The organism is Aestuariimicrobium sp. G57 (assembly GCF_050110855.1).
Classification (GTDB): domain Bacteria; phylum Actinomycetota; class Actinomycetes; order Propionibacteriales; family Propionibacteriaceae; genus Aestuariimicrobium.
Genome location: NZ_JBNINW010000001.1, coordinates 339,559 through 364,562 on the forward strand (window position 1 = coordinate 339,559; position 25,004 = coordinate 364,562).

Annotated in this window: 21 protein-coding genes; 5 read left to right on the plus strand and 16 right to left on the minus strand. The window is 69.4% G+C overall.

The features are described 5' to 3' along the window. Positions 1-7 precede the first annotated feature (7 nt). A complete protein-coding gene (locus ACQCX5_RS01640) occupies positions 8-205 on the minus strand; it encodes a ubiquitin-like protein Pup (RefSeq protein WP_434540244.1) in 198 nt (65 codons plus the stop codon). Positions 206-253: 48 nt separating this feature from the next. On the opposite strand from ACQCX5_RS01640, the gene ACQCX5_RS01645 reads away from it, so the two are divergent. Then, on the plus strand, positions 254-625 hold the full coding sequence (locus ACQCX5_RS01645; RefSeq protein ID WP_434540245.1) for a DUF488 domain-containing protein: 372 nt from the start codon (positions 254-256) through the stop codon (positions 623-625). Between the two features lie 6 nt (positions 626-631). Here ACQCX5_RS01645 and ACQCX5_RS01650 read toward each other — a convergent pair whose 3' ends face one another. Continuing rightward, positions 632-1,912: a proteasome accessory factor PafA2 family protein gene (locus ACQCX5_RS01650; RefSeq protein ID WP_434540246.1), complete on the minus strand. Its 1,281-nt coding sequence runs from the start codon at positions 1,910-1,912 to the stop codon at positions 632-634. 50 nt (positions 1,913-1,962) lie between these two features. On the opposite strand from ACQCX5_RS01650, the gene ACQCX5_RS01655 reads away from it, so the two are divergent. Next, positions 1,963-2,376, plus strand: a complete 414-nt coding sequence (locus ACQCX5_RS01655; RefSeq protein WP_434540247.1) for a DUF3054 domain-containing protein — start codon at positions 1,963-1,965, stop codon at positions 2,374-2,376. Here the strand turns inward: ACQCX5_RS01655 and arc are convergent. Genes arc through metH form a run of 3 tightly spaced genes read right to left on the minus strand, consistent with a single transcriptional unit; the run spans position 2,359 to position 8,984 of the window. Continuing rightward, positions 2,359-3,882 carry a proteasome ATPase gene (arc, locus tag ACQCX5_RS01660; RefSeq protein ID WP_434540248.1) on the minus strand — a complete coding sequence of 508 codons (1,524 nt, stop codon included), beginning with the start codon at positions 3,880-3,882 and terminating at the stop codon, positions 2,359-2,361. The two genes, ACQCX5_RS01655 and arc, sit on opposite strands and share 18 nt — an antisense overlap. Positions 3,883-3,892: 10 nt before the next feature. Continuing rightward, a complete protein-coding gene (locus ACQCX5_RS01665; RefSeq protein ID WP_434540249.1) occupies positions 3,893-5,488 on the minus strand; it encodes an HAD-IA family hydrolase in 1,596 nt (531 codons plus the stop codon). Beyond that, a complete protein-coding gene (gene metH, locus ACQCX5_RS01670) occupies positions 5,478-8,984 on the minus strand; it encodes a methionine synthase (protein WP_434540250.1) in 3,507 nt (1,168 codons plus the stop codon). The genes ACQCX5_RS01665 and metH overlap by 11 nt, the downstream gene beginning before the upstream one ends. A 91-nt stretch (positions 8,985-9,075) precedes the next feature. Between metH and ACQCX5_RS01675 the strand changes: the two genes are divergently transcribed. Beyond that, a complete protein-coding gene (locus tag ACQCX5_RS01675; protein ID WP_434540251.1) occupies positions 9,076-9,924 on the plus strand; it encodes a PAC2 family protein in 849 nt (282 codons plus the stop codon). On the opposite strand, the gene rpe is transcribed toward ACQCX5_RS01675, so the two are convergent. Both rpe and ACQCX5_RS01685 read right to left on the minus strand, forming a co-directional pair. After that, entirely contained in the window at positions 9,913-10,584 is a 672-nt protein-coding gene (rpe, locus tag ACQCX5_RS01680) for a ribulose-phosphate 3-epimerase (protein WP_434540252.1), read from the minus strand. The genes ACQCX5_RS01675 and rpe overlap by 12 nt on opposite strands. 16 nt (positions 10,585-10,600) lie before the next feature. Next, on the minus strand, positions 10,601-11,968 hold the full coding sequence (locus ACQCX5_RS01685) for an RsmB/NOP family class I SAM-dependent RNA methyltransferase (RefSeq protein ID WP_434540253.1): 1,368 nt from the start codon (positions 11,966-11,968) through the stop codon (positions 10,601-10,603). Between the two features lie 129 nt (positions 11,969-12,097). Between ACQCX5_RS01685 and dhaK the strand changes: the two genes are divergently transcribed. After that, positions 12,098-13,099, plus strand: coding sequence for a dihydroxyacetone kinase subunit DhaK (gene dhaK / locus ACQCX5_RS01690; RefSeq protein ID WP_434540254.1), 1,002 nt, complete (start codon positions 12,098-12,100; stop codon positions 13,097-13,099). A gap of 13 nt (positions 13,100-13,112) precedes the next feature. Next, positions 13,113-13,748, plus strand: a complete 636-nt coding sequence (gene dhaL / locus ACQCX5_RS01695; protein WP_434540255.1) for a dihydroxyacetone kinase subunit DhaL — start codon at positions 13,113-13,115, stop codon at positions 13,746-13,748. Between the two features lie 91 nt (positions 13,749-13,839). Here the strand turns inward: dhaL and fmt are convergent, their stop codons facing one another. The 9 genes from fmt to carB all read right to left on the minus strand — a co-directional run bounded on the left by fmt (position 13,840) and on the right by carB (position 25,003). Continuing rightward, positions 13,840-14,772, minus strand: a complete 933-nt coding sequence (gene fmt / locus ACQCX5_RS01700; protein WP_434540256.1) for a methionyl-tRNA formyltransferase — start codon at positions 14,770-14,772, stop codon at positions 13,840-13,842. 30 nt (positions 14,773-14,802) lie between these two features. Then, a complete protein-coding gene (locus tag ACQCX5_RS01705; RefSeq protein ID WP_434540257.1) occupies positions 14,803-16,881 on the minus strand; it encodes a primosomal protein N' in 2,079 nt (692 codons plus the stop codon). Between the two features lie 79 nt (positions 16,882-16,960). Continuing rightward, a complete protein-coding gene (gene metK, locus ACQCX5_RS01710; protein WP_434540703.1) occupies positions 16,961-18,154 on the minus strand; it encodes a methionine adenosyltransferase in 1,194 nt (397 codons plus the stop codon). A gap of 96 nt (positions 18,155-18,250) precedes the next feature. Beyond that, the gene (gene rpoZ / locus ACQCX5_RS01715) at positions 18,251-18,598 is read right to left on the minus strand and encodes a DNA-directed RNA polymerase subunit omega (protein ID WP_434540258.1); all 348 of its coding nucleotides are present in this window, start codon (positions 18,596-18,598) and stop codon (positions 18,251-18,253) included. Between the two features lie 43 nt (positions 18,599-18,641). After that, on the minus strand, positions 18,642-19,235 hold the full coding sequence (gene gmk / locus ACQCX5_RS01720) for a guanylate kinase (RefSeq protein WP_434540259.1): 594 nt from the start codon (positions 19,233-19,235) through the stop codon (positions 18,642-18,644). A gap of 56 nt (positions 19,236-19,291) precedes the next feature. After that, positions 19,292-19,603: an integration host factor, actinobacterial type gene (gene mihF / locus ACQCX5_RS01725; protein WP_434540260.1), complete on the minus strand. Its 312-nt coding sequence runs from the start codon at positions 19,601-19,603 to the stop codon at positions 19,292-19,294. 128 nt (positions 19,604-19,731) lie between these two features. Next, on the minus strand, positions 19,732-20,544 hold the full coding sequence (pyrF, locus tag ACQCX5_RS01730) for an orotidine-5'-phosphate decarboxylase (protein ID WP_434540261.1): 813 nt from the start codon (positions 20,542-20,544) through the stop codon (positions 19,732-19,734). Beyond that, entirely contained in the window at positions 20,541-21,659 is a 1,119-nt protein-coding gene (locus ACQCX5_RS01735) for a quinone-dependent dihydroorotate dehydrogenase (RefSeq protein WP_434540262.1), read from the minus strand. Before ACQCX5_RS01735 ends, pyrF begins: the two co-directional genes overlap by 4 nt. A 5-nt stretch (positions 21,660-21,664) precedes the next feature. Continuing rightward, a complete protein-coding gene (gene carB / locus ACQCX5_RS01740; protein WP_434540263.1) occupies positions 21,665-25,003 on the minus strand; it encodes a carbamoyl-phosphate synthase large subunit in 3,339 nt (1,112 codons plus the stop codon). Position 25,004 lies beyond the last annotated feature (1 nt).

Genomic DNA, 25,004 nt, shown 5'->3' on the forward strand with positions numbered 1-25,004 from the left:
GGGCCGCTCACTGCCCGCCGCGCTGCACGAAGCTGCGCACGTAGCCCTCGGGGTTGCGTTCGATCACCGCGTCGATCTGGTCGAGCAGGTCGTCGATGGACGCCCCCTGCTGCTGTGACTGGCCCTGGGGTGTGGCGGACAGCAGGATGTCGTCGTCGGCCCTGTGCTGGCCGCGACGCTGCTCGAACTGCTGCTCATTCGCCACGAAATCAGTCTAGGGGTGGCCACAACGGGGTGCTGGCAAGCTTGGTTCATGACGACCTTTCATCTTGCCCGGGTCTATGACGCGCATGAGCCTGCCGACGCGATGCGGGTGCTGGCTGACCGGCTGTGGCCGCGCGGGGTGTCCAAGGCCGAGGCCGCCCTCGACCTGTGGGCCAAGGACGTCGCCCCGAGCACCGACCTGCGCCACGAGATCCATGGTCACGAGTCGGTGACTGACGAGGATTACGCCACCTTCCGAGCCCACTACCTGGCCGAACTCGAGGCCAACGGTGAGGCCGTCGATGCCCTGGTGGCGGCGGTGCGCGGCCACGACGACGTGGTGCTGCTGACTGCGACGAAGGACCCTGCACGCAGCCAGCTGCCGGTGCTGCGAGAGGTGCTCGTCGAGCGATTGGGGTGAGCGCCGTCAACTCCCCCAGGGGTCGGGCAGGTCGACCCAGTCGATGCCCCGGTCACTGGCGATGCCGAGCTGGGCCCAGTCGGCCCGCACCACGCGCCCCTGGTGCTGGGTGAGCAGCCGTGCGCGCACCTGTGCGCGGGTGCCGGACGGCGGGGTGAGCATGGCGGCCCGCACCTCGGCTGGCCCCACCAGCATCTGCAGCCGCCCGGCCGCGGCCACCTTCAGCCCCAGCCCCCGTGCGGGGTCGAGTTCATGCCACTGCAGGTCGACGGCCTGCGCCTGCGGGCCGTCGAGCCCCCAGCCGTGCCGGCGGCCGAGGCCCTCGAGAAGGGCCAGCTTTGCGGCCCAATCGACGCGGTCGGCGAGCAGGTGCGGGTCGCGGCGCGCATCGTCAAGCAGCCCGGCCCAGTGCTGCAGCACCAGTGCGCCGTCCGCGATCGTGCCGGCGTATGGTGCGGACGCCTCGAGGTAGAGCTGTTGCAGGTCGAGCGCCGAGCGGTCGACGCCGTCAGTGCACGGCTGGCGTGTCGTGAGTGTAAGGCCGCGTGAGAAGGCACGGATCGCCGCCAGCGGGTCGACCAGCCGCGGTACCCGGCAGGTGCCCGCGGCAATCGCCGCGCACACCAGTGCCGTCGCGCCCACCTTCACCAGGGTGGCGACGTGGGCGAGGGTGGCGTCCCCGGTGATCACATGCAGCCGGCGCCAGCGGGTGCGGTCGGCGTGGGGTTCGTCGCGGGTGTTGACGAGCGGGCGGCGCACGGTGGTCTCGATGCCCTCGAGGCGCTCCATGAAGTCGGCGCGCTGGCTGGTCTGGAACCCCGGCTGTTCACCGTGCTGGCCCAGCCCGACCCGCCCGGCGCCGACGAGTACGACGCGGCTGACCAGGTGCCCGGTCAGCTGTGCCACGACATCGTCCCAGGGCAGTGCGCGCGGCAGCAGGTAGTTCTCGTGGTAGCCGTAGGAGCGGCCCTTGCCGTCGGTGTTGTTGCGGTGCAGCACGACCGGCCGCCCCAGTGCCTGGCCGAGGCGCGTCGCCGCCGAGGACAGCAGCGCGTCGCCGGCGAGTTCCCACGTCAGCACGTCCGTGGCCGAGGCGCATTCGGGGCCTGAGTACTCGGGATGGGCATGGTCGACATAGACGCGAGCGCCGTTGCCAAGCATCCGGTCGAGGTGGCCGATGCCCAGCCCCTCGACGCGGGTCACGACCCCCTCAGAGAGCATCACGGGGTTCACCGGGGTGCCGTCGGCGACCCCGATGCCGTACTCGATCTCACTGCCCATGACCATGACCGGCAGCCTACGACGGCCGCGCCAGACCCGCCCGGTAGGCTCGTCCCATGCCGAAGCCCGCCGCCGCCGACACCACCGCGCCCGACCAACGGCCCCCGAAGCAGTACGCGATCATCATCGATGCGCTGCTGGTGCTGGTCTTCGCCACGATCGGGCGGGCCACCCACGGCGAGTCCATCGCCCCCGTGCAGGTCGCCTCGACGGCGTGGCCGTTCATCACCGCCCTGCTGGTCGCGTGGGCCGTCATGCTGATTCGCAAGCGTCCGCACCTGGGCGTCGGCGCGGGGCTGTTCGTGTGGTTCACCACCTGGGTCGGCGGCCTGGCGCTGCGGGTGACCGGCGGTGACACCGCCGCGACGGCGTTCATCATCGTCGCGGGTGTGGTGCTGCTGGTGTTCCTGGTCGGCTGGCGCGCGATCGCGCTGGTGCTCGACCGACGCACCTCAGTCGCGCACGAGTGAGCGCACCCACACAATCCGCTCACCGCGACGCCCGCTGATCCTGGCCCAGTCATCCGGGCTGGTGAGGTTGGCCAGGTCTTCGTTCTCGTGGAACTCATCGCGCGCCGCCCGCAGCAGCCCGTCGCGGGTGACTCCCCCGCCGCCGCCCGCCAGTTCGACCTTGATCGCATACCGCTTGGCCCGGTCGACGATGTTGCGCAGCATCGCACCTGAGGCGAAGTCGGCGAAGTACAACACCTCGCTGCCGCCGTGGGCGTACTCGACCTCGAGGAACTCGTTGCGCTCGTCGCGGGCATAGACATCGGCCACGACAACGTCGATCAGCTGTTTGGCCGTGCCACCCGACAATGGCACCCGCGCGTCCAGGTATTTCGACATGATGTCGTGCGCCGCCTCGGCGTCCGGGCGGTCCAGTTTGATCTTCACGTCCAGCCGGCCCGCCCGCAGGATCGCCGGGTCGATCATGTCCTCACGGTTCGACGCGCCGATGACGATCACGTTGTCCAGGCCCACGACGCCGTCCAGTTCGCTCAGCAGCTGCGGCACCACGGTCGACTCGACGTCGGACGAGATGCCCGACCCGCGGGTGCGGAACAGCGCATCCATCTCGTCGAAGAACACGATCACCGGCCGCCCGGACGAGGCATGCTGGCGGGCCCTCTCAAAGATCAGCCTGACCTGCCGCTCGGACTCCCCCACGTACTTGTTGAGCAGTTCGGGGCCCTTGACGTTGATGAAGATGCTGCCCGGTTCGCCGCCGGCGGCGTGCAGCTGCGCCCCCAGCGAGCGCGCCACGGCCTTCGCGATCATGGTCTTGCCGCAGCCCGGCGGCCCGTAGAGCAGCACCCCCTTGGGCGGGGTCAACCGGTAGGCGGCGAACCGGTCGCGGTGCAGGAACGGCAGCTCCACCGCATCGTGGATCGCCTCGATCTGGGGCGCCAACCCGCCGATGTCGGCATAGGTCACGTCGGGCACCTCGGTGAGCACCAATTCTTCGACCCGCTGCCGGGTGACCACCTCAAGGGCCAGGCCCGGGCCCCGCTCGACCCGCACCGAATCACCGGCCGCCGCACCCGCGGCCCCTGCCACCAGCCGCACCCGCACCTCGTCCTGCCCGAGCGCCACGATCGCCTGGCCGTCGGCGGCCTCGACCACCCGGCCGATCTCACCGCTCGGGTCGGCGTCGGGACGATGCGCCGTGATCACCAGCGACTCGTTCAGCAGCACCAGGTCACCGATGGCCAGCGCGGACAGGTCGACATCACCCGCGGCCACCACCCGCATGGGTCGTCCAAGCACGAACACGTCGACGAACTCGTCGACCACGCCCAGCACCCGGCCCCTGGTCAGCGGCGGCGACCCGAGCCGGTCGAGCGTCTCGCGCATCGTCACCAGCTGGGTGCGGGCCTCGCGCAGGGTGCGGGTCAGCGTTTCGTTCTGCGCGGCCAGGGCCTTCGCCTCGGCACGCGCCTCGGTGAGGCGGCGTTCCAGCGGCGGCTCTGTCATGGGGGCAACACTACTCAGCGGGTTGCTCGACACCCGCGGGGCGTGGCCCCGTGTAATCCGGTCCGTAGGCGCCGGGTGCCGGACGACGCTTGCGCGCCGGTGCCGTGATGCCGGGGGCCAGCCTGCGGCTGATCACCAGGAAGCCGGTGTGCGGGCTGGTGCCGTGCCCCGGGCGGATGGCCAGCCCTTCGGCGTGCCAGTCGCGCACGCTGACCTCGGTGAGGCTGGGTTCGGTGAACCCGCCGTGCACGCGCAGGGTGTCGGCGACCCGGCCCAGCTGGGTGGCGGTCGCGACATAGCAGCACAGCACGCCGCCGGGTTCCAGCACCTTGCCCACAGCGTCGATGCACTCCCACGGGGCCAGCATGTCCAGGATCACCCGGTCGACCGGCTCTTCGCGAATCTCGTCGACCAGGTCGCCCACGGTGATCGTCCAGGCCGGGTGCTCACGGCCCAGGAACGATTCGACATTGCGCCTGGCGACCTTGGCGAAGTCCTCGCGGCGCTCATAGGACGACAGCCTGCCCCCGGCCCCGATGGCGCGCAGCAGTGACAGGCTCAGCGCACCCGAGCCGACCCCTGCCTCGAGCACCCGCGCGCCGGGGAAGATGTCGGCCCACATCACGATCTGGGCGGCGTCCTTGGGGTAGATGACGGCGGCCTCGCGCGGCATCGTCGTGGTGAACTCGCTCAGCAGCGGCCGCATCACCATGAACTTCAGCCCACCCACCGTGGTGGCCACGATGCCCTCGGGTTGACCGATGATCTCGTCGTGGTCGAGCCCACCCTTGGTGGTGTGGAACGTCTTGCCCGGCACCAGCACCAGCGAATGCCTGCGTCCCTTCGGGTCGGTGAGGGTGACGCGCTCACCGGGCAGCAGCGGCCCACGGCGCACCCCGGACAGGGTTGCGGTCTCGTTGTAGCGGTCGCCGACGAGCTCGTCGAGCCAGCGCAGGTCGACCCCGGCCATGGTCGAGACGACCACCCGGCCCTGGGTTTCGTGCAGCTCGCCCTCGGCGGGGCAACCGACGACCACGGCGCCGGCTGCCTCACCGGCGATGGCGCCGGGGTCTGAGTCCTCGACCACGACGCACTTGCGGATGTCGACGCCGAGCCGCTGCGCGGCGAGCTGGTAGGGCTCGGGGTGCGGCTTGAGGTTGCGTGGCACCTCGTGGGTGATCACCACCCCGAACTGGTCGTCAGGCAGTCGTGGTAACACGGCGTCGGTCATCAGCTTCGGGCTGGACGTCACCACGGCACAGGGCACACCGGCGGCGCGTGCCTCGGCCAGCAGCTCGAGGATGCCGGGGCGGAAGTCGGGCTGCAGGTCGCGCACCGCCGCCACCACCCGCTCGGAGAGCTCGCGCTGCAGGTCTTCGGGGCTCGTCTCGGTGTCGCCGAGGTCGTCGAGCATCAGCCGCACGGTGCTCTGCACGGTGTGGCCGTTGCGGGCGGCGGCGTCCTCGTAGGTCCAGTGGCCGCCTCGTTCGCGCATCATCTCGACCTCGACGTCGCACCACACCGGCTCGGTGTTGACGAGGGTGCCGTCGAAGTCGAACAGCAGCGCCTCGAGGTGCTGGGGCTGGTGCGGGGTGTCAGCGGGCATTGAAGTACTTGGCCTCCGGGTGGTGGACGACGATCGCATCGGTGGACTGCTCGGGGTGCAGCTGGAGCTCCTCGGACAGGCTCACCCCGATCCGGGACGGGTCAAGTAACTGCACGAGCAGTTCACGGCTCTCGAGGTCAGGACAGGCCGGGTAGCCGAAGCTGTACCGCGAACCCCGGTAGGCCTGGTCGCGGATGGCGGCATCGACCGCGCCGTCATCGCCCGACAGCCCCAGTTCAGCACGCACCCGGGAATGCCAGAACTCGGCCAGGGCCTCGGTCAACTGCACGCTCAGGCCGTGCAGTTCGAGGTAGTCACGATAGGAATTGGCCTCGAACAGCTTCGCCGTTTCCTGCGCCACGCGCGGTCCCATGGTCACCAGCTGCATCGCGAAGGTGTCGGGCCCGAACTCGGCTGCCTCGGCCTCGTCCCGGAAGAAGTCGGCCAGGCAGAGCCGCTTGTCGCGGCGCTGCCGGGGGAAGGTCCAGCTGCCGACCTCGCGGCTGTGATCGTCGGGGTCGAGCACCACCAGGGTCTGCTCGCGGCTGAACACCGGGAAGTAGCCATGTACCACCCCGAACTCACCGATGCCCTCGGCCCTGATGCGGTCGAGCCACATGCGCAGGCGCGGACGGGCCTCGGTCTCGACGAGTTCTTCGTAGCTGGGGCCGTCCTTCGTCGAACGCAGGCCCCACTGGCCCATGAACGTGGCCCGCTCGTCGAGCCAGCCCACGATGTCGTTCAGGGCGATGCCCTTGGTGACGCGCGTGCCCCAGAACGGCGGGGTCGGCACGTCGACGCTGCCCGGCACCGGACGGGCCACATCGGAACGGCCAAGGTCTTCGGCTTCGGCGACCTCGACCAGCGACCCGCGGGCGGTGCGGCGGCGGCGCGGCTCGGGCAGGGTGGCACCCGGCACACCCTTCTTGACGGCCATCACGGCATCCATCAGCGACAGGCCCTCGAAAGCGTCCTTGGCATAACGCACCTCGCCCTCGAACATGTCGTTGAGGTCCTCTTCGACATAGGCGCGGGTGAGCGCGGCGCCACCCAGCAGCACCGGGTAACGGCTGGCCAGCCCGCGGGCATTGAGCTCGGCGAGGTTGTCCTTCATCACCATGGTCGACTTCACCAGCAGGCCAGACATGCCGATCGCGTCGGCCCGGGCGGCCTCGGCGGCCTCGATGATCTCGGTGATGGTCTTCTTGATGCCGATGTTGACCACGGTGTAGCCGTTGTTCGACACGATGATGTCGACCAGGTTCTTGCCGATGTCGTGCACGTCACCCTTGACGGTGGCGAGCACGATGGTGCCCTTGCCGTCGTCGTCGGCCTCGACCTTTTCGATGTGCGGCTCGAGGTGCGCCACGGCCCGCTTCATGGTCTCGGCCGACTGCAGCACGAACGGCAACTGCATCTGGCCCGACCCGAACAGCTCACCGACGGTCTTCATGCCCGCCAGCAGGTCGACGTTGATGATGTCGAGCGCAGGCTTGGTGGCCAACGCCTCGTCGAGGTCTTCGTACAGGCCGCGGTCGTTGCCATCGACGATGCGCTGGGCCAAGCGCTCGTCCAGCGGCAGTGCCAGCAGCGCGGCGTCGCGCTCGGCCTTCATGGACGCAGCACTGACACCCTCGAACAGTTCGAGGAACCGCTGCAGCGGGTCGTAGCCCTCGCGGCGGCGGTCGTGGACCATGTCGAGGGCGACCTGGCGCTGCTCTTCGGGAATGCGGTCCATCGGCACGATCTTGGCGGCGTGGACGATGGCCGAATCGAGCCCGGCGGCCACTGCCTCGGCCAGGAACACCGAGTTCAGCACGATGCGGGCGGCCGGGTTGAGCCCGAACGAGATGTTCGAGACGCCGAGCGTGGTGCGCACCCGGGGGTGGCGGCGCTTGAGCTCGCGAATCGCGTTGAGCGTCTCGAGGCCATCGCGGCGGGTCTCCTCCTGACCGGTGCCGATCGGGAAGGTGAGGCAGTCGACCAGGATGTCACCCTCGTCCATGCCCCAGTTGGCCGTGAGGTCGTCGATCAGCCGCTCGGCGACCTGCACCTTCCATTCGGCGGTGCGGGCCTGGCCCTGCTCGTCAATGGTCAGCGCCACCACGGCGGCGCCGTGCTCGGCGATCAGCGGCATCACCCGGGCGAACCGCGACCCCGGTCCGTCGCCGTCCTCGTAGTTGACGGAGTTGATGATGCAGCGCCCGGCAAGTGCTTCCAGACCGGCCTCGATGACCTCGGGCTCGGTCGAGTCGAGCATGATCGGCAGGGTCACCGCCGTGTCGAACCGGCTTGCGATCTGGCGCATGTCCTCGGCACCCGGACGACCCACGTAGTCGACGCACAGGTCGATGATGTGGGCGCCGTCGCCCGACTGGCCGCGGGCGATCTCGACCATCTCGTCGAGGTTGCCGGCCAGCAGCGCCTCACGGAAGGCCTTCGAACCATTCGCATTGGCCCGTTCGCCGACGGCCAGGTAGCTGGCGTCCTGGGCGAAGGGCACGTCGAGGTAGAGCGAGCTGACGGCGTTCTCGGGGCTCGGCTCACGAGGCGCCACGTCTCGTCCACCCACCCGTTCGACCACCTGGCGGATGTGCTCGGGCGTCGTGCCGCAGCAGCCGCCCACCAGGCTCATGCCGTAGTCAGCGCAGAACCGCTCGGTGGCATCAGCAAGCTCGCCCGGGGTCAACGGGTACTTGGCGCCGTCGGCGGTCAGCATGGGCAGGCCGGCGTTCGGCATCACCTCGATGCCGATGCGGGCGTGCTGGCTCAGGTGGCGCAGGTGCTCGGACATCTCGGCGGGGCCGGTGGCGCAGTTGAGGCCGATCAGGTCGATGCCCAGCGGCTCGAGCGCGACCAGGGCGGCGCCGATCTCGGAGCCCATCAGCATCGTGCCGGTGGTCTCGATGGTGACGTTGACGAAGATCGGCAGGTCGACACCGGCGGTGGCGCGGGCCCGCTTGGCACCGATGACAGCGGCCTTGGCCTGCAGCAGGTCCTGGCTGGTCTCGATCTGCACACCGTCGATGCCGCCGCGGATCATGGCCTCGACCTGCGCCTGGTAGGCGTCACGGATGGCCCGGAAGTCGACCTGCTGCAGGCTCGGCAGCTTCGTGCCGGGGCCCATCGACCCGAGCACCCAGCGGGGACGGTCCGGGGTGGTGAAGCGGTCGGCGGATTCACGGGCGATGCGGGCCGAGGCCTCGGCAATGGCTTCGAGCTGGTCGACGATGCCGTACTCGGCCAGCGCGGCCAGGTTGGCGCCGAAGGTGTTGGTGAGCACGAGGTCGCTGCCCACCTCGAAGTACGCATCATGGATGGCGCCGACGACGTCGGGGCGGGTCAGGCTGAGCACCTCATTGCAGCCCTCGTGGCCCAGGAAGTCCGTCTCGATGTCAAGCTCGACGCCCTGCAGCATCGTGCCCATCGCCCCGTCGGCAACAAGAACACGATGACCAAGGGCACGCCGCAGCGTTTCGACACGAGTTTCAGACATGCCCTGCAGCCTAGTCGGTGGGCCGCTGCGGGCCCGGTCGTGACCGCTTGGGGGGACGCCCGGCGCCGCCCGGCAGCGTTAGGCTGGGCGAATGGAGCTTGATCCCTCGTCCCTGCGCCAGCCCGCCGCGCTGGCCGCCTTTCGGGGTTGGAACGATGCCGGCGAGGCGGCCAGCTCTGTCGTGACGCACCTGGTCAGGCACCACGATGCCGAAGTGTTGCTGGCCTTTGACGAGGGCTACTACGACCTGAAGCAGACCCGTCCGCTGGTGGTGACCAAGCCCGGTGGCACGCGTGAACTGCAGTGGCCCAAGACCGTCGTGATGCTGTGCCGCACCGCCCAGCGCGACCTGCTGGTGATCATCGGCGACGAGCCCAATTTCGACTGGGTCGACTTCTGCCACGAGATCCTCACGACGGTGATGCACCACCACGCCACCCCGCTGGTGGTGCTGGGGGCGATGAACTCCGACGAGCCCCACACCCGTCCGCTGCCGGTGTCGGTCGATGCCACCAACCCCGACCTGGTCTGGGGCCTGGGTGCCGAAGAGGCGAACTACACCGGTCCGACGGGCATCACGGGGGTGCTGTCGCACCTCGCCGCCGACGAGGGCGTCGACACGGTGTCGATGTGGGCGTCGGTGCCCTATTACGGCCCGGACGGGGAATGCCCCAAGGCCACGTTGGCGCTGGCGCGCCGGGTCTCAGAGGTGCTGGGCGTCGACTTCGACTTCGCCACGCTCGAGAAGGCTGCCGACACGTGGCAGGAAAACGTGACCCAGCTGGTCGAGGCCGATGCAGACCTGTCGCAGTACGTGCGCTCGCTCGAACAGAACTATGACGACCAGCTCACCGCGACGAGCGGTGAGGACCTTGCCGCCCAGATCGAGAAGTACCTCTGGGAGGGCGGCAAGGGTTCGGGTTCGGGGTCAGCCAGCTGACGGGACGGCCTTCTCGGCCAGGCTGCGCAACTCGTTGACCATCGCGTCGGGGTCTTCGGCGCGGTAGACGGCCGACCCGGCGACGAAGGTGTCAGCGCCTGCCTCGGCACAGCGGGCGATGGTCTCGACCGAGACTCCCCCGTCGACCTGGATGCGGATCTGCTGGCCGGTCCTGTCGGCCAGCTCGCGGGCCCGGCGGATCTTGGGCAGCACCTGGTCGAGGAACTTCTGGCCGCCGAAGCCGGGCTCGACGGTCATCAGCAGGATCATGTCGAGTTCAGCCAGCATCTCGGCGTAGGGCTCGATGGGTGTGGCGGGCTTGAGCGCCATCGACGACTTGGCGCCCAGGGCACGCAGTTCACGGGCCAACCGGATCGGTGCCGCCGCGGCCTCGACGTGGAAGGTGATGGTCTCGGCACCGGCCTCGGCGAACGCGGGCGCCCAGCGGTCGGGGTCCTCGATCATCAGGTGGATGTCGAGTTCCTTGTCGGTGGTGGCACGGATCGCCTCGACGACCGGCAGGCCAAGGGTGAGGTTCGGCACGAAGTGGTTGTCCATGACGTCGACGTGGATGCCGTCGGCGCTGGGGATGCGGCCGATCTCACCGCCGAGGTTGGCGAAGTCGGCGTTCAGGATGCTCGGTGTGATCTTCATGCCCATGGGCTCAGCCTATCGGTCAGCTGGGCTTGCGCAGCAGCGCCCCGAACATCGCGTCGGTGCGGTGTCGGTGTGGCCACAGCTGCACCATCCGGGCATCACCCGGGTGCCCCGCCCCGGGCACGTCGGGCAGCAGCGCAGGCGCGTCCAGCAGTTCGGCGCCGGGCGTGCGGTCGAGGAAGGCCCTGACCTGGTCGATCGTCTCGGCCGGGTGCGGTGAGCAGGTGACATAGGCGAGCACTCCCCCGGGGGCGACGCTGCGCCAGGCGGCATCGATGAGTTGGCGCTGCAGCGCGACCAGTTCGTCGAGGTCGTCGGTGGTGCGCCGCCAGCGTGATTCCGGACGACGCCGCAGCGAGCCCAGGCCAGTACAGGGCACGTCGGCCATGACCCGGCCGAACGAGCCGGGCTGCCATGCCGGTCGGGTGCCATCGGCAGCCACCACGGCCCAGCCGTCCTGGTAGGCGGACAGGGCCTTGCGCACCAGGTCGGCCCGGTGCGGGGCACGTTCGCCCGCCAGTAGCCACGTGTCCCGCTGGCGGGCCAGGCCCGTCAGCAGCGCGGCCTTGCCGCCGGGGCCCGCACACAGGTCGAGCCACGGCAGCCCTGCAGCATCACGTGAGGTGGGTGCCAGCGACGCGAGCCAGGCCATCAGCTGGCTGCCCTCGTCCTGCACCCCGACCTGGCCGCGGCGCACCTCGCGCAGGTCGGACGGGTTGCCCGCGCGGTGCAGGCCGAAGGGGCTGAAGGTTGTCGGCGTGGCATCGGGCGCGTCGACCTGGTCTCGCTCGACGAGTCCGGGACGCACCACCAGGGTGGGCACCGGCGCGACATTGTTGGCCTCGAGGGCGGTCCGTGCCTCGTCCCCGAGCAGGTCTGCATAGACCTCGGTGATCCAGCGCGGGTGGTGGGTCGCGGTCGCGAGCGCGTCGACGGGGTCGGGGGCTGCCTCGCTGAGCAGCGTGACCCACTCGTCCAGGTCGTGGGCGGCCACCTTGCGGGCAATGGCATTGACCACACCGGTGACCCGCTGGCCGACGGCGTCGCGGGCCAGTTCGACGCCGGCATCGACCGCCGCGTGGGTCGGGGTGCGCATCGAGAGCAGTTCATGGGTCGTCAGGCGCAACACCGTCACGACTGCGGGTTGCAGGCTGCTCAGCGGTCGTCCACCTGCGGTTTCGAGCACGCGGTCATAGGTGCCGAGCAGCCGGGCGGTGCCATTGACGAGCTCGGTGCAGACCGCCGACTGCTGGGCGTCCATCCGGTGCTTCGAGAGCACCTGGTTGAGCGCCAGGTTGGCATAGGCGTCCTTGGTGGCGACCTGGAACAGCGCCTCGAAGGCCGCCAGCCGGGCCGGTGACGACCGATGACGGCCGCGTTGCGACATGCGAAAACTCTTCTCTGACAAGGCTTGTCTAGACAGGTATGGTGCGCCTAGGGTTGAGATACCGCGCCCGCTGAGGGGCAGCGGTGGACGCCACCCGGGGCAATGCCGCCCAGTCTATGAGAGGTAGTCATGAAGAAGCTCATCAACCATCCCGAAGACGTGCTCAATGAGTTCATGCGCGGCTTCAGCATCGCCCACAAGGACCTCGTCGAGTACAAGACCGACCCCGTGCACTTCCACCGCGCCGGTGGGGCCGTGCAGGGCAAGGTTGGCCTGATCTCGGGTGGTGGCTCGGGCCACGAACCGCTGGGTGGCGGCTACGTCGGCCGCGGCATGCTCGACGCCGCAGCCCCGGGTGCATTCTTCAGCTCGCCGACCCCCGACCAGATCCTCGCGGCCACCCAGGCTGCCGACGGCGGCGCGGGTGTGCTGCACCTGGTGCTCAACTACACCGGCGACATCCTGAACTTCGAGATGGCCGCCGAGATGGCCGAGGCCGAGGGCATCGAGGTCACCAGCGTGGTCATCGACGATGACGTCGCCGTCGAGGACTCGACCTGGACCGCTGGCCGGCGCGGCGTCGCTGGCGCCATCACCGCCATGAAGATGACCGGTGCCGCGACCGACCTGGGCTACGACCTGGCCCGCACCACCGAGGTCTGCAAGAAGATCAACGACTCGATGGGCACCATGGGTCTCGCGCTGAGCGCCTGCACCGTGCCGACCGCCGGTAAGCCCTCGTTCGACCTGGCTGACGACGAGATCGAACTCGGCATCGGCGTGCACGGCGAGCCCGGTGTCAAGCGGGTCAAGATCATGCCCGCCGACGACATCACCGACGTACTGGTCGATGCCGTGGTCAAGGACCTCAAGCTCGAACGCGGTGAGGACGTGCTGCTGTTCATCAACGGCCTGGGTGCCACCCCGCTGTCCGAGCAGTACATTCTGTACAACCACGCATGGGACAAGCTCGATGCGCTCGGTGTGAACGTCACGCGCAGCCAGGTCGGCAACTACTTCACATCCCTCGAGATGGCAGGCGCGTCGATCACTATCATGCGTCTGGACGAAGAACTCACCACCCTGTTCGATGCACCGGTGCACACCGCGGGATGGCGCGCAGGCGCCTGAGGAAGGACATTTCATGACAGACACTCTCGGAGCAGCCTGGGCACGCGACTGGGTCGTGCGCTCGGCGGACGTGATCAAGAAGCAGCGCGAAGAACTCACCGACCTCGACCGCGCCATCGGTGACGGGGACCATGGGGCCAACCTCGACCGCGGCTTCACCGCTGTGCTGGCCAAGCTCGAGGGCACCGAGGCCGCCACGGTTGAAGAGGTGCTGAAGCCGGTCGCGATGACGCTCATCTCGACCGTCGGTGGTGCCTCGGGTGCGCTGTACGGCACGGCGTTCCTGCGGGCTTCGAAGGCCGGCGCCGCCGACCTTGATGCCGCGGGCGTCGTGGCGCTGTTCCAGGCTGCGGTTGACGGCATCGTCCAGCGCGGCAAGGCCGAGGTCGGCGAGAAGACCATGATCGATGCGTGGACGCCGGCACTGGCCGCGGGCAACGAAGCCGTGGCGGCGGGCAAGTCGCCGGCCGAGGTGCTGGACGCGATGGCCACGGGTGCTGCCGAGGGTGCTGCCGCCACCGAACCGCTGGTGGCCAAGAAGGGTCGCGCGAGCTACCTGGGCGAGCGTTCGGCCGGGCACCGTGACCCGGGCTCGCAGTCGACGGCCTACCTGCTGCGCGCCGCAGCCGATGCCGCGGCGGCCTCGTGAGGTCACGCTGACCTGCTGACAGCAGTGGCGATGCCCCGGACCACCTGGTGGTGGCCGGGGCATCGCTGTGTCGGCTCAGTTCAGCGTCTGCTCAGTTCAGCACCGAAGCGTCGGTCAGGTGCACACCGCGGGCCCAGGCCGCGCCCTCCATGGCGCGTTTGCCGGCGGCCTTGACCCGCACCAGTTCGAGTGGGCTCGTACCGGTGCCGACCCACAGGGTGCGCTTGTCCGCCGTCAACTGACCGGGGGCCAGGTGGGGCGCGCGGCGCGGGTCGCTGCTCGCGGCGACCTGTTCGATCTTGAAGACCTCGTCACCGAGCATGCCCCAGGCACCGGGCACGGGGGTCACGGCACGGATCTGCCGGGAGACGGTCGCGGCGTCCTGGGTCCAGTCGATGTGGGCGTCGTCGGTGGAAATCTTGGCCGCCAGGGTGACGCCCTCGTCACCCTGCTCGACCGGCTCGATGCCGGCCGCGATGTCGTCAAAGGTCTGCACCATCAGCGGCCCGCCGGCGTGGGCAAGTTCGTCGAGCAGTTGGCCCGACGTGGCGGTCGAGCTGATCATCATCGTGATGCTGCGATGGATCGGCCCGGCATCCAACGCCTTGACGATGCGGAACGTCGTGGCACCCGTCTTCAGGTCACCGGCCAGGATCGCCCGCTGCACGGGTGCCGCACCGCGCCAGCGCGGCAGCAGCGAGAAGTGCAGGTTGATCCAGCCCTGCGGCACCAGGTCGAGCGCTGACTGCGGCAACAACGCGCCATAGGCCACCACGGCGACCGCCTCGACGTCCCACCCACGCAGCGCGTCCTGGAAATCCTGCTCGCGGGGGTGTGCCGGCTTGAGCACCGGCAGGCCAAGCTCTTCGGCGCGGGCGGCCACCACCGAGGGCTGCAGCTTCTTGCCGCGGCCCGTGGGGGCGTCCGGACGCGTGATGACACCGACGACCTCATGGTGCGACTCGACCAGTTCGTCGAGCACGGTGGCGGCGACCTGTGGGGTTCCGGCAAAAGCAATCCTCATGATGCCTGCCAGACTATCCAGCGCAGCGCGCTACCCGAGCGCATTCGGGTCGACCTGGGTGCGCAACGCGGGCGCATGCCGCGCCGAACCCACCGCCAGACCTGCCTTCACCCGTCGGACGAGTTCCTGACCCGACTCCGGTGGCACCCGCAGGGTCAACCGCTGCAGTTCACCCGAACCGGCCTCGCGCAGGGCCTGTGGCAGGGCGCTGGTGAGCGGCACGGGGCCGAGCACGTCGAGGTGCTCCAAGGGCTCGACGACCTCGGCTCCGGGCAACAGGCCAGGTTCGGGCAGCAGCCTCGCCGCCGCGACCAGTGTGTCGATGGCCTCGGCGGTGCCGTCCAATTGCACGAACCGCCGCGCGGGCGGGAAGCCGGCCTCGCGCCGGTCATCCAGCTCACGGGCGGCGAGTGTGGCAGGGTCGGTGCGGACGAGCGCCTGCAGTGGTCTGGCCTCGCTGGGCCCGACGGCGCACACGCTGCCCCCCGCCGCTCCCCCACGCACCAGGCCGACGGCGTTGAGCCAGCGCCGCAGCGCCTCTTCCGAGGCCCGCAGGTCGGCCCGTCCCAGCAACAGCTGGCAGTCGAGCAGCACCGCGGCGGCATAGCCCGTCGGCGCGACCGGCTCAGCACCGACCGTCGCCACCACCAGCACCGGCTCGTCCGGCACGTCAGCAACGACCTTGTCGCGCGACGATTCCAGCACCCTGATGCCCGGGAAGGCCCGGCCGAACTCCTCGACCGTGCGCTCGGCACCCACCACCGGGGCGCGCAGCGACGTGCCACCGCAGGTGCCACACCGGAATGTCGCCACGACCCGTCCGCACCAACCGCATTCGAGCCCCCGGCCCTCGCCGTGGCCACGCAGCGGACCGTGACAGGTGGCACAGCGGGCATGGGTGTGGCAGGTGTGACAGGCCAGCGCCACCGCATAGCCGTGCCGGGGCACCTGCACCAGCACCGGGCCCTGGGTCAACCCGGTCCTGATCGTGGCGAAGGCCTCGTCCGGCACCCGCACCTGGCGCGCCCTCGGGTCGCGGGCCAGCGCGAAGTCATCGGCGCCAGCCACCTTCACCGCAGGCGTGGCCCGCCGCAGCTGGTCACGTGGCAGCGCCAGTGGCACGAGCCAGCCCGACTCGACCCAGCGCTGCACCTCGGCGGTGCGGCCGCGCGAGGCCACCAGCAGCCCGGCGTGCTGCTGCACTGCCCGCAGGGCCAGCACGTCGCGGGCGTGCGGGTAGGGCTGGCGGGGTTCGGCATGCAGGTCGTCGCCGTCGTCCCAGATCGCCACCAGGCCGCAGTCGGCGACCGGCGCCAGCGCTGCGGCGCGGGTGCCGATGACGATCCGGGCGTGCCCCCGGCTGGTGGCCAGGTAGTTGCGGTAACGCACGGACGGACCCAGATCGGCGTGCAGCGTGGCGACGGTTCCTGCGCCGAAGCGATCCTCGAGGGCCTGTTTCAGTCGGGCCAGGTCGCGCTCGTCCGGCACGACGACCAGTGCCCGCCGGCCGGCCCCACTCCCGGGCCCGTGCAGGGTCGCGGCGATCGCCTGGGCGAACCCCTCGCACCAGTCGCCCACCGGCGAATGCACCGGCGGCACCTGCCAGAACGCACGGGGCGCCTGCCCGGTCGCCAGCCCGTCCAGGAAGCCCGCGCCGAAGTCGGTGGCGAGCAGCGGGCCGTTCCAGGGTGCAGGTCCAGGCTCGGGCACCGGCCACGGCGACCTCGTCGCCTTCTCGGTGGCCGCATGCCGCGGCGGCACCGCCAGGCGCACGACATCGGCGAACGTGCCGCACCAGTGGTCGGCTACTGCCCGGCACAGCCGCACCTGCTCAGGGGCCAGCACCGGTTCGGGCGAGATCACGGTGGTCAGTGGCAGCAGGTCGCCCTGCCGCGAGGTGTCGTCGGTGACCTCGATGATGAACCCGGTGGCCTGCTTGCCCGCGAACGGCACGCGTACGCGCACGCCGGGCTGGGCGACATCGGCCAGCGCGGCGGGGATGTCGTAGTCGAACCAGCGGTCCAGGTGTTCCTGGGGCATGTCGACGGCCACCCGGGCGATGCGGGTGGCCGCGGTGCGCGTGGCGGGGGTGGGGGTCTCGGTGCTCATTACCCAGCAAAGACTAGGGCCGGCCACCGACAACGGCGACCGGCCCAGGGCCTGGCTGTGGAAAACTCCGGATCGGGGCTCAGCGGATGGCAGCCGCCAGCGCGTCGGCGCGGTCGGTGCGTTCCCACGTCATACCGGGCAGGTCACGCCCGAAGTGCCCGTAGTTGGTCACGCTCGAATAGATCGGGCGCAGCAGGTCGAGATCGCGGATGATCGCCGCCGGGCGCAGGTCGAAGACCTCGAGCACGGCATCGCGGATCTTGTCGATCGGCTCTTTCTCGGTGCCGCTGCAGTCGACGTAGAAGCCGACCGGGTGTGCCTTGCCAATGGCATAGGCCACCTGCACCTCGCAGCGGTCGGCCAGCCCGGACGCCACCACGTTCTTGGCGACCCAGCGCATGGCGTAGGCGGCCGAGCGGTCGACCTTCGAGGGGTCCTTGCCCGAGAAGGCACCGCCACCGTGGCGGGCATAGCCGCCGTAGGTGTCGACGATGATCTTGCGGCCGGTCAGGCCGGCATCACCCATGGGGCCGCCGATGACGAAGCGACCGGTCGGGTTGATCCAGGCCTTGTAGTCATGGTTGTCGAGCCCATAGCGCTCGAGCACCGGCGCCAGCACGTGGCGCTTCAGGTCGGGCACGAGTGTCGTGTTCAGGTCGATCTCGGGGGCGTGCTGGGTGCTCACCACGACCGTGTCGAGGCCCACGGGCCGGCCCTGTTCGTCGTACTCGATGGTCACCTGGGTCTTGCCGTCGGGGCGCAGGTAGGGCAGCGTGCCGTCCTTGCGCACCTGGCTGAGGCGCTCTGCCAGGCGGTGGGCCACGTCGATGGGCAGCGGCATGAGCGAGGGGGTCTCGTTGCAGGCGAAGCCGAACATCAGGCCCTGGTCGCCGGCGCCCTGCAGGTCGAGTTCGTCGACCGAGTCGCCGAGCCGGGTCTCGATTCCGGCGTCCACGCCCTGGGCGATGTCGGGTGACTGTGCGCCGATGGCCACGCTGACGCCGCACGAGTTGCCGTCGAAGCTCTTGTCGGACGAGTCATAACCGATGTCGACGATGGTCTTGCGGGCAATGCCGTAGACGTCGGCATAGGCCTCGGTGCGCACCTCACCGGCCACCATGACCAGACCGGTGGTGACCAGGGTTTCGACGGCGGCACGGCTGTGCGGGTCGTCGGTCAACAGGGCGTCGAGCACCCCGTCAGAAATGGCGTCGGCAACCTTGTCGGGGTGTCCCTCGGTGACCGACTCGCTCGTGAAGAGCCTGCTCATGATGTTTCCTTGCTGCCCGGCGAAGAGCCGTGGCTCACCCACGACCATGTCGTGGTCGTCCAGTCTGGACGGTTCAGGGGGTGCTGACCGTGCGCCCGGTCAGGCGGGGTCGATCTCGCTGCCGAAGGCGTCGTCGAACGAGAAGTCGGGGGTCGCCGCGGCTGCCTCGGCACGCGCAGCGGCCTCTGCCTCGGGGTCGATTTCGGTGTACTCGAGCACGCCGGCCTGCACCTCGCGCAGCGCGATCGACAGCGGCTTCTCCTGCACTCCGGTCTCGACCAGGGGGCCGACGTTCTCGAGCAGGCCTTCACCGAGCTGTGAGTAGTAGGCGTTGATCTGGCGGGCACGCTTGGCGGCGAACAGCACCAGCCGGTACTTCGAGTCGACGTGCTGCAGCAGCTCGTCGACGGGCGGGTTGGTGATGCCTTCAGGAGCGTTGGTGGTCACTGGGTGCCTTTCACAGACTGCCGGGATGGGTGAGTCCGGCGACTCACAGACCTGTCAACTCTACCAAACGGTCGACGGTTTCCTCGATTTCGCCGTTCGTGACGACTTCGTCGAATTCCTTGATGGCCTCGAGTTCACGCTTGGCCGTCTCGAGTCGTTCGGCCTGCTGCTCGGCGGTTTCGGTGCCGCGGCCGACCAGGCGCCGCACGAGTTCGTCCCAGTTGGGGGGTGCCAGGAAGATGTGACGGGCCTGCGGGTAGCTGTGCCGCACCTGCCTGGCCCCCTGCAGGTCGATCTCGAGGATCACCACCTGGCCGCGCGCGACCGCATCTTCGACGGGTTGGCGGGGCGTGCCGTAGCGGGCACGCCGGTGCACCAGTGCCCACTCGAGCAGACCATCGTTGTCGATGAGCTCGTCGAACTGTTCGTCGCTGACGAAGTGGTAGTGCACCCCGTCGACCTCGCCGGGCCGCGGGTCGCGCGTGGTCACCGACACCGAAACGAACACCTCGGGGTGGCGTTCGCGCAGCCGGGCACACACGGTGCCCTTGCCGACGGCGGTGGGGCCCGACACCACGAACACCCGGGCACGATCCGGGGTGTGCGAGGGGGGCGGGGTCTGCTCAGGCGTGCTCATCGTCGCCAATTCTGCCCCGCCACACATCGGCTGTCACGCCGGCACGACCCCCTCGGTCAGCGGAACTGTTCCTTAAGTCCGGCGATCTGGTGGCGGCCGAGGCCGCGGATGCGACGGTTCTCGCTGATCTCGAGCTTCGCCATGACGTCCTTGGCCCGCTTCTCGCCCACCCGCGGCAGCGACTTCAGCAGGTCGGCGACCTTCATGTGTGCCAACACGTCCTCGCCCAGTGCGATGTCGATGGCCTCTGACAGGCTGACCGAGCCGTCCCGCACCTTCTGCTTCAGCTCAGCCCTGGCCCGACGCGCGGCCGTGGCAGCCGAACGTGCAGCCTCGAGCTGCTCAGGGGTCAACGAGGGGATTGCCATCTCAAGCTCCTCCGGGTGTGCACCGACGTGGCCGGTGTCAGTCTGACAAGGCCAAAGCTACAACCAGAAAGCACTTTTGGAGCCGGATTCGTTGCGACAGCTCAGTCGCATCAGCAGATCTTGGGCAATCAGCTGGCGGCCACCTGCGCCGCCGCTGCCCGCAGGGCCTCGTGGTGGGACCCGGCCCTGGCCACATCACGGCTGGCCGTCGGCACCAGGCGCAGGCCGGGCGCGGTGAACACACTGGCCAGACCGCTGATCGTGCCGCCCTGGGCCCCGATACCGGGCACCAGGATCGACCCACGGAACCCGGTCAGGTCGATGCCCAGGTTGGCATGGGTGCCACCCACCACCAGTCCGATGTGGTGGTCGCCGGTGGCCTCGTTCTCGGCACGCGCTGCGTCGACCACCTGCTGGCCGACCACGCGCCCGTCCTCGCCCCGGGCCAACTGCACCTGCCCGCCTTCGGGGTTGGACGTACGCGCGAGCACGTAGACACCGCGGCCGGTGGCGCGCGCGACATCGAAGGCAGGGCGCAGCGACTCGAACCCGAGGTAGGGCGACAGTGTCACCGCGTCAGCGGCCAGAGGTGAACCGTCGGCCAGGTAGGCCTCGGCATAACCTGCCATGGTCGAGCCGATGTCGCCACGCTTGGCGTCCATGATCGACAGCGCACCGATGCCGGCGATGTCGCGCAACACCTTCTCGAGCACGGCCACACCGCGCGAACCGAACCGTTCGAAGAAGGCCGACTGCGGCTTGAACGCTGCGACCTGCCGGCCGAGCGCCTCGACGATGGTGCGCGAAAAGGCCTCGAGCCCTGCGACATCAACCTCGAGCCCCCAGGCAGCCAGCAGGCCCGGGTGGGGATCGATGCCCACACACAGCGGGCCGCGTGCTGCGGCGAGCGCGTCCATGCGCTCGGCATATGGCGTCGTCATGAGAGCTCCTCGGTGTCGGCAGGTTTGTCGGTGCTGGCCCAGTCCTCGGCGATGGCACGCACCAGCGCAGGGCCCGAATAGATGAACCCGGTGTAGACCTGCACCAGCCGGGCACCGGCATCGCGCAGGGCGAGGGCCGCGTCAGGGCTGGTCACTCCCCCGGACCCGATGATCGGAAGGTCGGTATGCCTGGCCAGGTAGCTCACCACCTCGCGGGCCTTGCGGGTCAGCGGCTCACCCGACAGCCCGCCGGCCTCGGCGGCGTGGCGCGACTGCAGCGCCGAGCCGTCGGCGCGCACCCGGTCGAGGGTGGTGTTGGTGGCAATGATGGCGTTGACGCCGCTGTTCTCGGCCGCGGCGACCACGTCGTCGAGTTCAGCCCAGGTCAGTTCGGGGGCGACCTTGACCCAGATCGGCACCGGGTCGTGGTGGTCGATGTCGCGGCGTGCCTCGTCCAGTTCGCCGAACAGTTCTTCGAGTGCCGCACGGGTCTGCAGGGCACGCAGCCCAGGAGTGTTGGGGCTCGAGACGTTGATGGCCACATAGTCGGCCACCCCGGCCACCGCACGCAGCGCGGCCAGGTAGTCGTCGGTGGCATGCTCGTTGGACGTGAGCTTGTTGCGCCCGATGCTGATGCCCAATGGCACGCCCAGCCGGTTGTTGCCGCGGGTGACCCCGAGCCGGGTCAGCCGGTTCGCCAGGTCGGGGGCGCCGTCATTGTTGAAGCCCATCCGGTTGATGATCGCGCGGTCCTCGACCAACCGGAACATCCGCGGGATCGGGTTGCCGGGCTGCGGCCGCGGGGTCACCGTACCCAGCTCGACGAACCCGAAGCCCAGCGCGGGCCACGCCAGCGGCGCCCGACCGTTCTTGTCGAGACCGGCCGCCAGCCCGACGGGGTTGCGAAAGCGCAGGCCGCTCACCTCGACGGGATCGTCCGCCGGCGCCAGCAGGCCACGCAGCCCCGACAGCATCGGCTCGGGCACCCACGACAGCGTCTCGATCATCCGTTCGTGGATGACCTCGGGGTCGCCGTCACCCACCCGGAACAGCACGGGGCGCAGCGCCCCGGTGTAGCCCGCGTGCACGGCACTGGTGAGCCAGCGACCCCTCATCTTCGTCAGCCCTTCGTCGCCGTCTCGCGCGCGCCGGCCACCCTGGTGGCCCATTCCTGCAACGAGCAGACCTCGGTCTGCCCGGCCCGGATCGCCTCGATGCCCTGCACACCGGCGGACAGGCCCTGCACAGTCGTCATGTAGGGCACATCAGCGCGAATGGCGGCCGTGCGGATTTCGTAGCCGTCGGCCCGCGGAGAGCCGCCCTCGGACTGGCCCGCGGGGGTGTTGAAGATCAGGTCGATCTTGCCGTCATGGATCAGCTGGACGATCGTCGGCTCGCCATGGGGGCCAGTGCCCTGGCTGTGCTTGCGCACCTGCTGCACCTCGATGCCGTGGCGACGCAGCACCTGGGCGGTGCCGGCCGTGGCGTACAGCGTGAAGCCCAGGTCGGCCAGCCGCTTCACGGGGAAGATGGCGTGGCGCTTGTCGCGGTTGGCCACCGAGACGAACACAGTGCCCTCGGTGGGCATGGCCGAATACACCGCCGCCTGCGACTTCGCAAAGGCCGTGCCGAAGGTGGTGGCGATGCCCATGACCTCGCCGGTCGAACGCATCTCGGGACCAAGGATCGTGTCGACGCCGAAGCCCTCGACGGTGCGGAACCGGTTGAACGGCATGACCGCTTCTTTGACCGACAACGGGCCGCCGTCGACCACATCGGTGCCGTCGCCCTCAGCGCGCAGTAGTCCGCTCTCACGCAGGTCCTGCACGGTGCGCCCGACCATGATCATGGTCGCTGCCTTGGCCAGCTGGCTGCCGGTGGCCTTCGAGACGAACGGCACTGTGCGCGAGGCGCGGGGATTGGCCTCGAGCACGTACAGCGTGTCACCGGCCAGCGCGAACTGGATGTTGATCAGGCCGCGCACGCCGACGCCATGTGCGATCAGTCGGGTCGAGCTGGCGATCCGGTCGATCACCTCGGTTCCCAGCGTGAACGGCGGCAGGGCGCAGGCCGAGTCGCCGGAATGCACACCGGCCTCCTCAATGTGTTCCATGACGCCACCCAGGTACAGCTCGTGGCCGTCGTAGAGGGCGTCCACATCGATCTCGACGGCGTCGTCCAGGAACCTGTCGACGAGCACCGGTGAGGTCGGCGAGATCAGCGTCGACTGGCTGATGTAGCGCTCGAGCGAGGCCTCGTCATAGACGATCTCCATGCCGCGACCACCCAGCACATAGCTGGGGCGCACCAGCACCGGGTAGCCGATCTCTTCGGCGACCTGGCTGGCCTGCTCGAACGAGTTGGCCATGCCGTGCTTGGGGGCGGGCAGCGCCGCGCGTTCCAGGACGGCTTCGAAGGCACCGCGTTCCTCGGCCAGGTGGATCGCCTCGGGGCTGGTGCCGACGATCGGCACGCCAGCGTCCTTGAGCGCTTGGGCCAGGCGCAGCGGGGTCTGGCCGCCGAGCTGCACGATGACACCGGCGACGGGGCCCGCCGCCAGCTCGGCGTGGTAGACCTCGAGCACGTCCTCGAGGGTCAGCGGCTCGAAGTACAGCCGGTCAGCGGTGTCGTAGTCGGTCGAGACGGTCTCGGGATTGCAGTTGACCAGCACCGACTCATAGCCGTTGTCCGAGAGCACCTGCGCGGCGTGCACGCAGGAATAGTCGAACTCGATGCCCTGGCCGATGCGGTTGGGGCCGCTGCCCAGGATCAGCACGGCGGGCTTCTCGCGGGGCGCGACCTCGGTCTCTTCGTCATAGGACGAGTAGTGGTACGGGGTGCGGGCCTCGAATTCGGCGGCGCAGGTGTCGACGGTCTTGAACACCGGACGAATGCCCAGCGCCCACCGCACCCCACGCACCACATCGGGGCTCAGGTGGCGCAGGTCGGCAACCTGCCTGTCGGACAGGCCGTGGCGCTTCGCCAGGCGCAGCACGTCGGCGGTGAGCTCAGGGGCCCCGGCGACGTGCTGGGCGACCTCATGGATGAGCATCAGCTGGTCGACGAACCACGGGTCGATGCGGGTGGCCTCGTGCACCTGCTCGACAGTGGCCCCGGCCCTGATGGCCTGCATCACCAACTGCAGGCGGCCGTCATGCGGGCGGGTGGCCTCGTCCAGCAGCACCTCGATGCTCTCGGTGACGGGCGTGGCGAAGTCGAACGGTGCCTTGGGGTCCTCGAGTGAGCGCAGCGCCTTGCCGAGCGCCTCGGTGAAGTTGCGGCCCAGCGACATCGCCTCACCCACCGACTTCATGTGGGTCGTCAGCGTGTTGTCGGCCTGGGGGAACTTCTCGAACGCGAACCGCGGCACCTTGACCACGACGTAGTCCAGCGTCGGTTCAAAGCTCGCCGGGGTCTTCTCGGTGATGTCGTTGGGGATCTCGTCGAGCGTGTAGCCGACGGCGACCTTGGCGGCGATCTTGGCGATCGGGAACCCGGTCGCCTTCGAGGCCAGCGCGGACGAGCGGGACACGCGCGGGTTCATCTCAATGACCACGATGCGGCCGTCGGCGGGGTTGACCGCGAACTGGATGTTGCAGCCGCCCGTGTCGACGCCCACCTTGCGGATGATGGCAATCGAGATGTCGCGCAGCTTCTGGTATTCGCGGTCGGTGAGCGTCATGGCCGGCGCGACGGTGATCGAGTCACCGGTGTGCACGCCCATGGGGTCGAAGTTCTCGATGGAACACACGATCACGACGTTGTCGGCCTTGTCGCGCATGACCTCGAGCTCGTACTCCTTCCAGCCGAGGATCGATTCCTCGATGAGCACCTCGGTGGTCGGGCTGGCGTCCAGGCCGGTGCCGGCGATGCGGCGCAGTTCGGCCTCGGTGTGGGCGAAGCCCGAGCCGAGCCCGCCCATGGTGAACGAGGGACGCACGACGACGGGGTAGCCGAGCTCGCCGGCAGCGGCCAGTACCTCGTCCATGGTGTGGCAGATGACCGACCGGGCCGATTCGGCGGCACCACCGGCGACGTCGGTCAGTGAATCGACGATCTGCTTGAACTGTTCGCGGTCTTCACCACGCTGGATCGCATCGACCGAGGCGCCGATCAGCTCGACACCGTACTTCTCGAGCACGCCGAGTTCGTGCAGTTTGATGGCGGTGTTCAGCGCGGTCTGGCCACCCAGGGTCGCCAGCACGGCGTCCGGACGCTCCTTGGCGATGACCCGCTCGACGAATTCGGGGGTGATCGGCTCGATGTAGGTGGCATCGGCGAAGCCCGGGTCGGTCATGATCGTGGCCGGGTTGGAGTTCACGAGGATGACGCGGAAGCCCTCTTCGCGCAGCACCCGGCAGGCCTGGGTGCCGGAATAGTCGAACTCGGCAGCCTGGCCGATGACGATCGGGCCTGATCCGATGACCAGGATCGAGTTGATGTCTGTGCGGCGGGGCATG

Coding starts and splice junctions, on each gene's coding strand:
- ACQCX5_RS01645 (WP_434540245.1), top strand. CDS start 254: ATGACGACCTTTCATCTTGCCCGGGTCTATGACGCGCATGAGCCTGCC.
- ACQCX5_RS01650 (WP_434540246.1), bottom strand. CDS start 1,912: ATGGTCATGGGCAGTGAGATCGAGTACGGCATCGGGGTCGCCGACGGC.
- ACQCX5_RS01655 (WP_434540247.1), top strand. CDS start 1,963: ATGCCGAAGCCCGCCGCCGCCGACACCACCGCGCCCGACCAACGGCCC.
- arc (WP_434540248.1), bottom strand. CDS start 3,882: ATGACAGAGCCGCCGCTGGAACGCCGCCTCACCGAGGCGCGTGCCGAG.
- ACQCX5_RS01665 (WP_434540249.1), bottom strand. CDS start 5,488: ATGCCCGCTGACACCCCGCACCAGCCCCAGCACCTCGAGGCGCTGCTG.
- metH (WP_434540250.1), bottom strand. CDS start 8,984: ATGTCTGAAACTCGTGTCGAAACGCTGCGGCGTGCCCTTGGTCATCGT.
- ACQCX5_RS01675 (WP_434540251.1), top strand. CDS start 9,076: ATGGAGCTTGATCCCTCGTCCCTGCGCCAGCCCGCCGCGCTGGCCGCC.
- rpe (WP_434540252.1), bottom strand. CDS start 10,584: ATGGGCATGAAGATCACACCGAGCATCCTGAACGCCGACTTCGCCAAC.
- ACQCX5_RS01685 (WP_434540253.1), bottom strand. CDS start 11,968: ATGTCGCAACGCGGCCGTCATCGGTCGTCACCGGCCCGGCTGGCGGCC.
- dhaK (WP_434540254.1), top strand. CDS start 12,098: ATGAAGAAGCTCATCAACCATCCCGAAGACGTGCTCAATGAGTTCATG.
- dhaL (WP_434540255.1), top strand. CDS start 13,113: ATGACAGACACTCTCGGAGCAGCCTGGGCACGCGACTGGGTCGTGCGC.
- fmt (WP_434540256.1), bottom strand. CDS start 14,772: ATGAGGATTGCTTTTGCCGGAACCCCACAGGTCGCCGCCACCGTGCTC.
- ACQCX5_RS01705 (WP_434540257.1), bottom strand. CDS start 16,881: ATGAGCACCGAGACCCCCACCCCCGCCACGCGCACCGCGGCCACCCGC.
- gmk (WP_434540259.1), bottom strand. CDS start 19,235: ATGAGCACGCCTGAGCAGACCCCGCCCCCCTCGCACACCCCGGATCGT.
- mihF (WP_434540260.1), bottom strand. CDS start 19,603: ATGGCAATCCCCTCGTTGACCCCTGAGCAGCTCGAGGCTGCACGTTCG.
- pyrF (WP_434540261.1), bottom strand. CDS start 20,544: ATGACGACGCCATATGCCGAGCGCATGGACGCGCTCGCCGCAGCACGC.
- ACQCX5_RS01735 (WP_434540262.1), bottom strand. CDS start 21,659: ATGAGGGGTCGCTGGCTCACCAGTGCCGTGCACGCGGGCTACACCGGG.
- carB (WP_434540263.1), bottom strand. CDS start 25,003: ATGCCCCGCCGCACAGACATCAACTCGATCCTGGTCATCGGATCAGGC.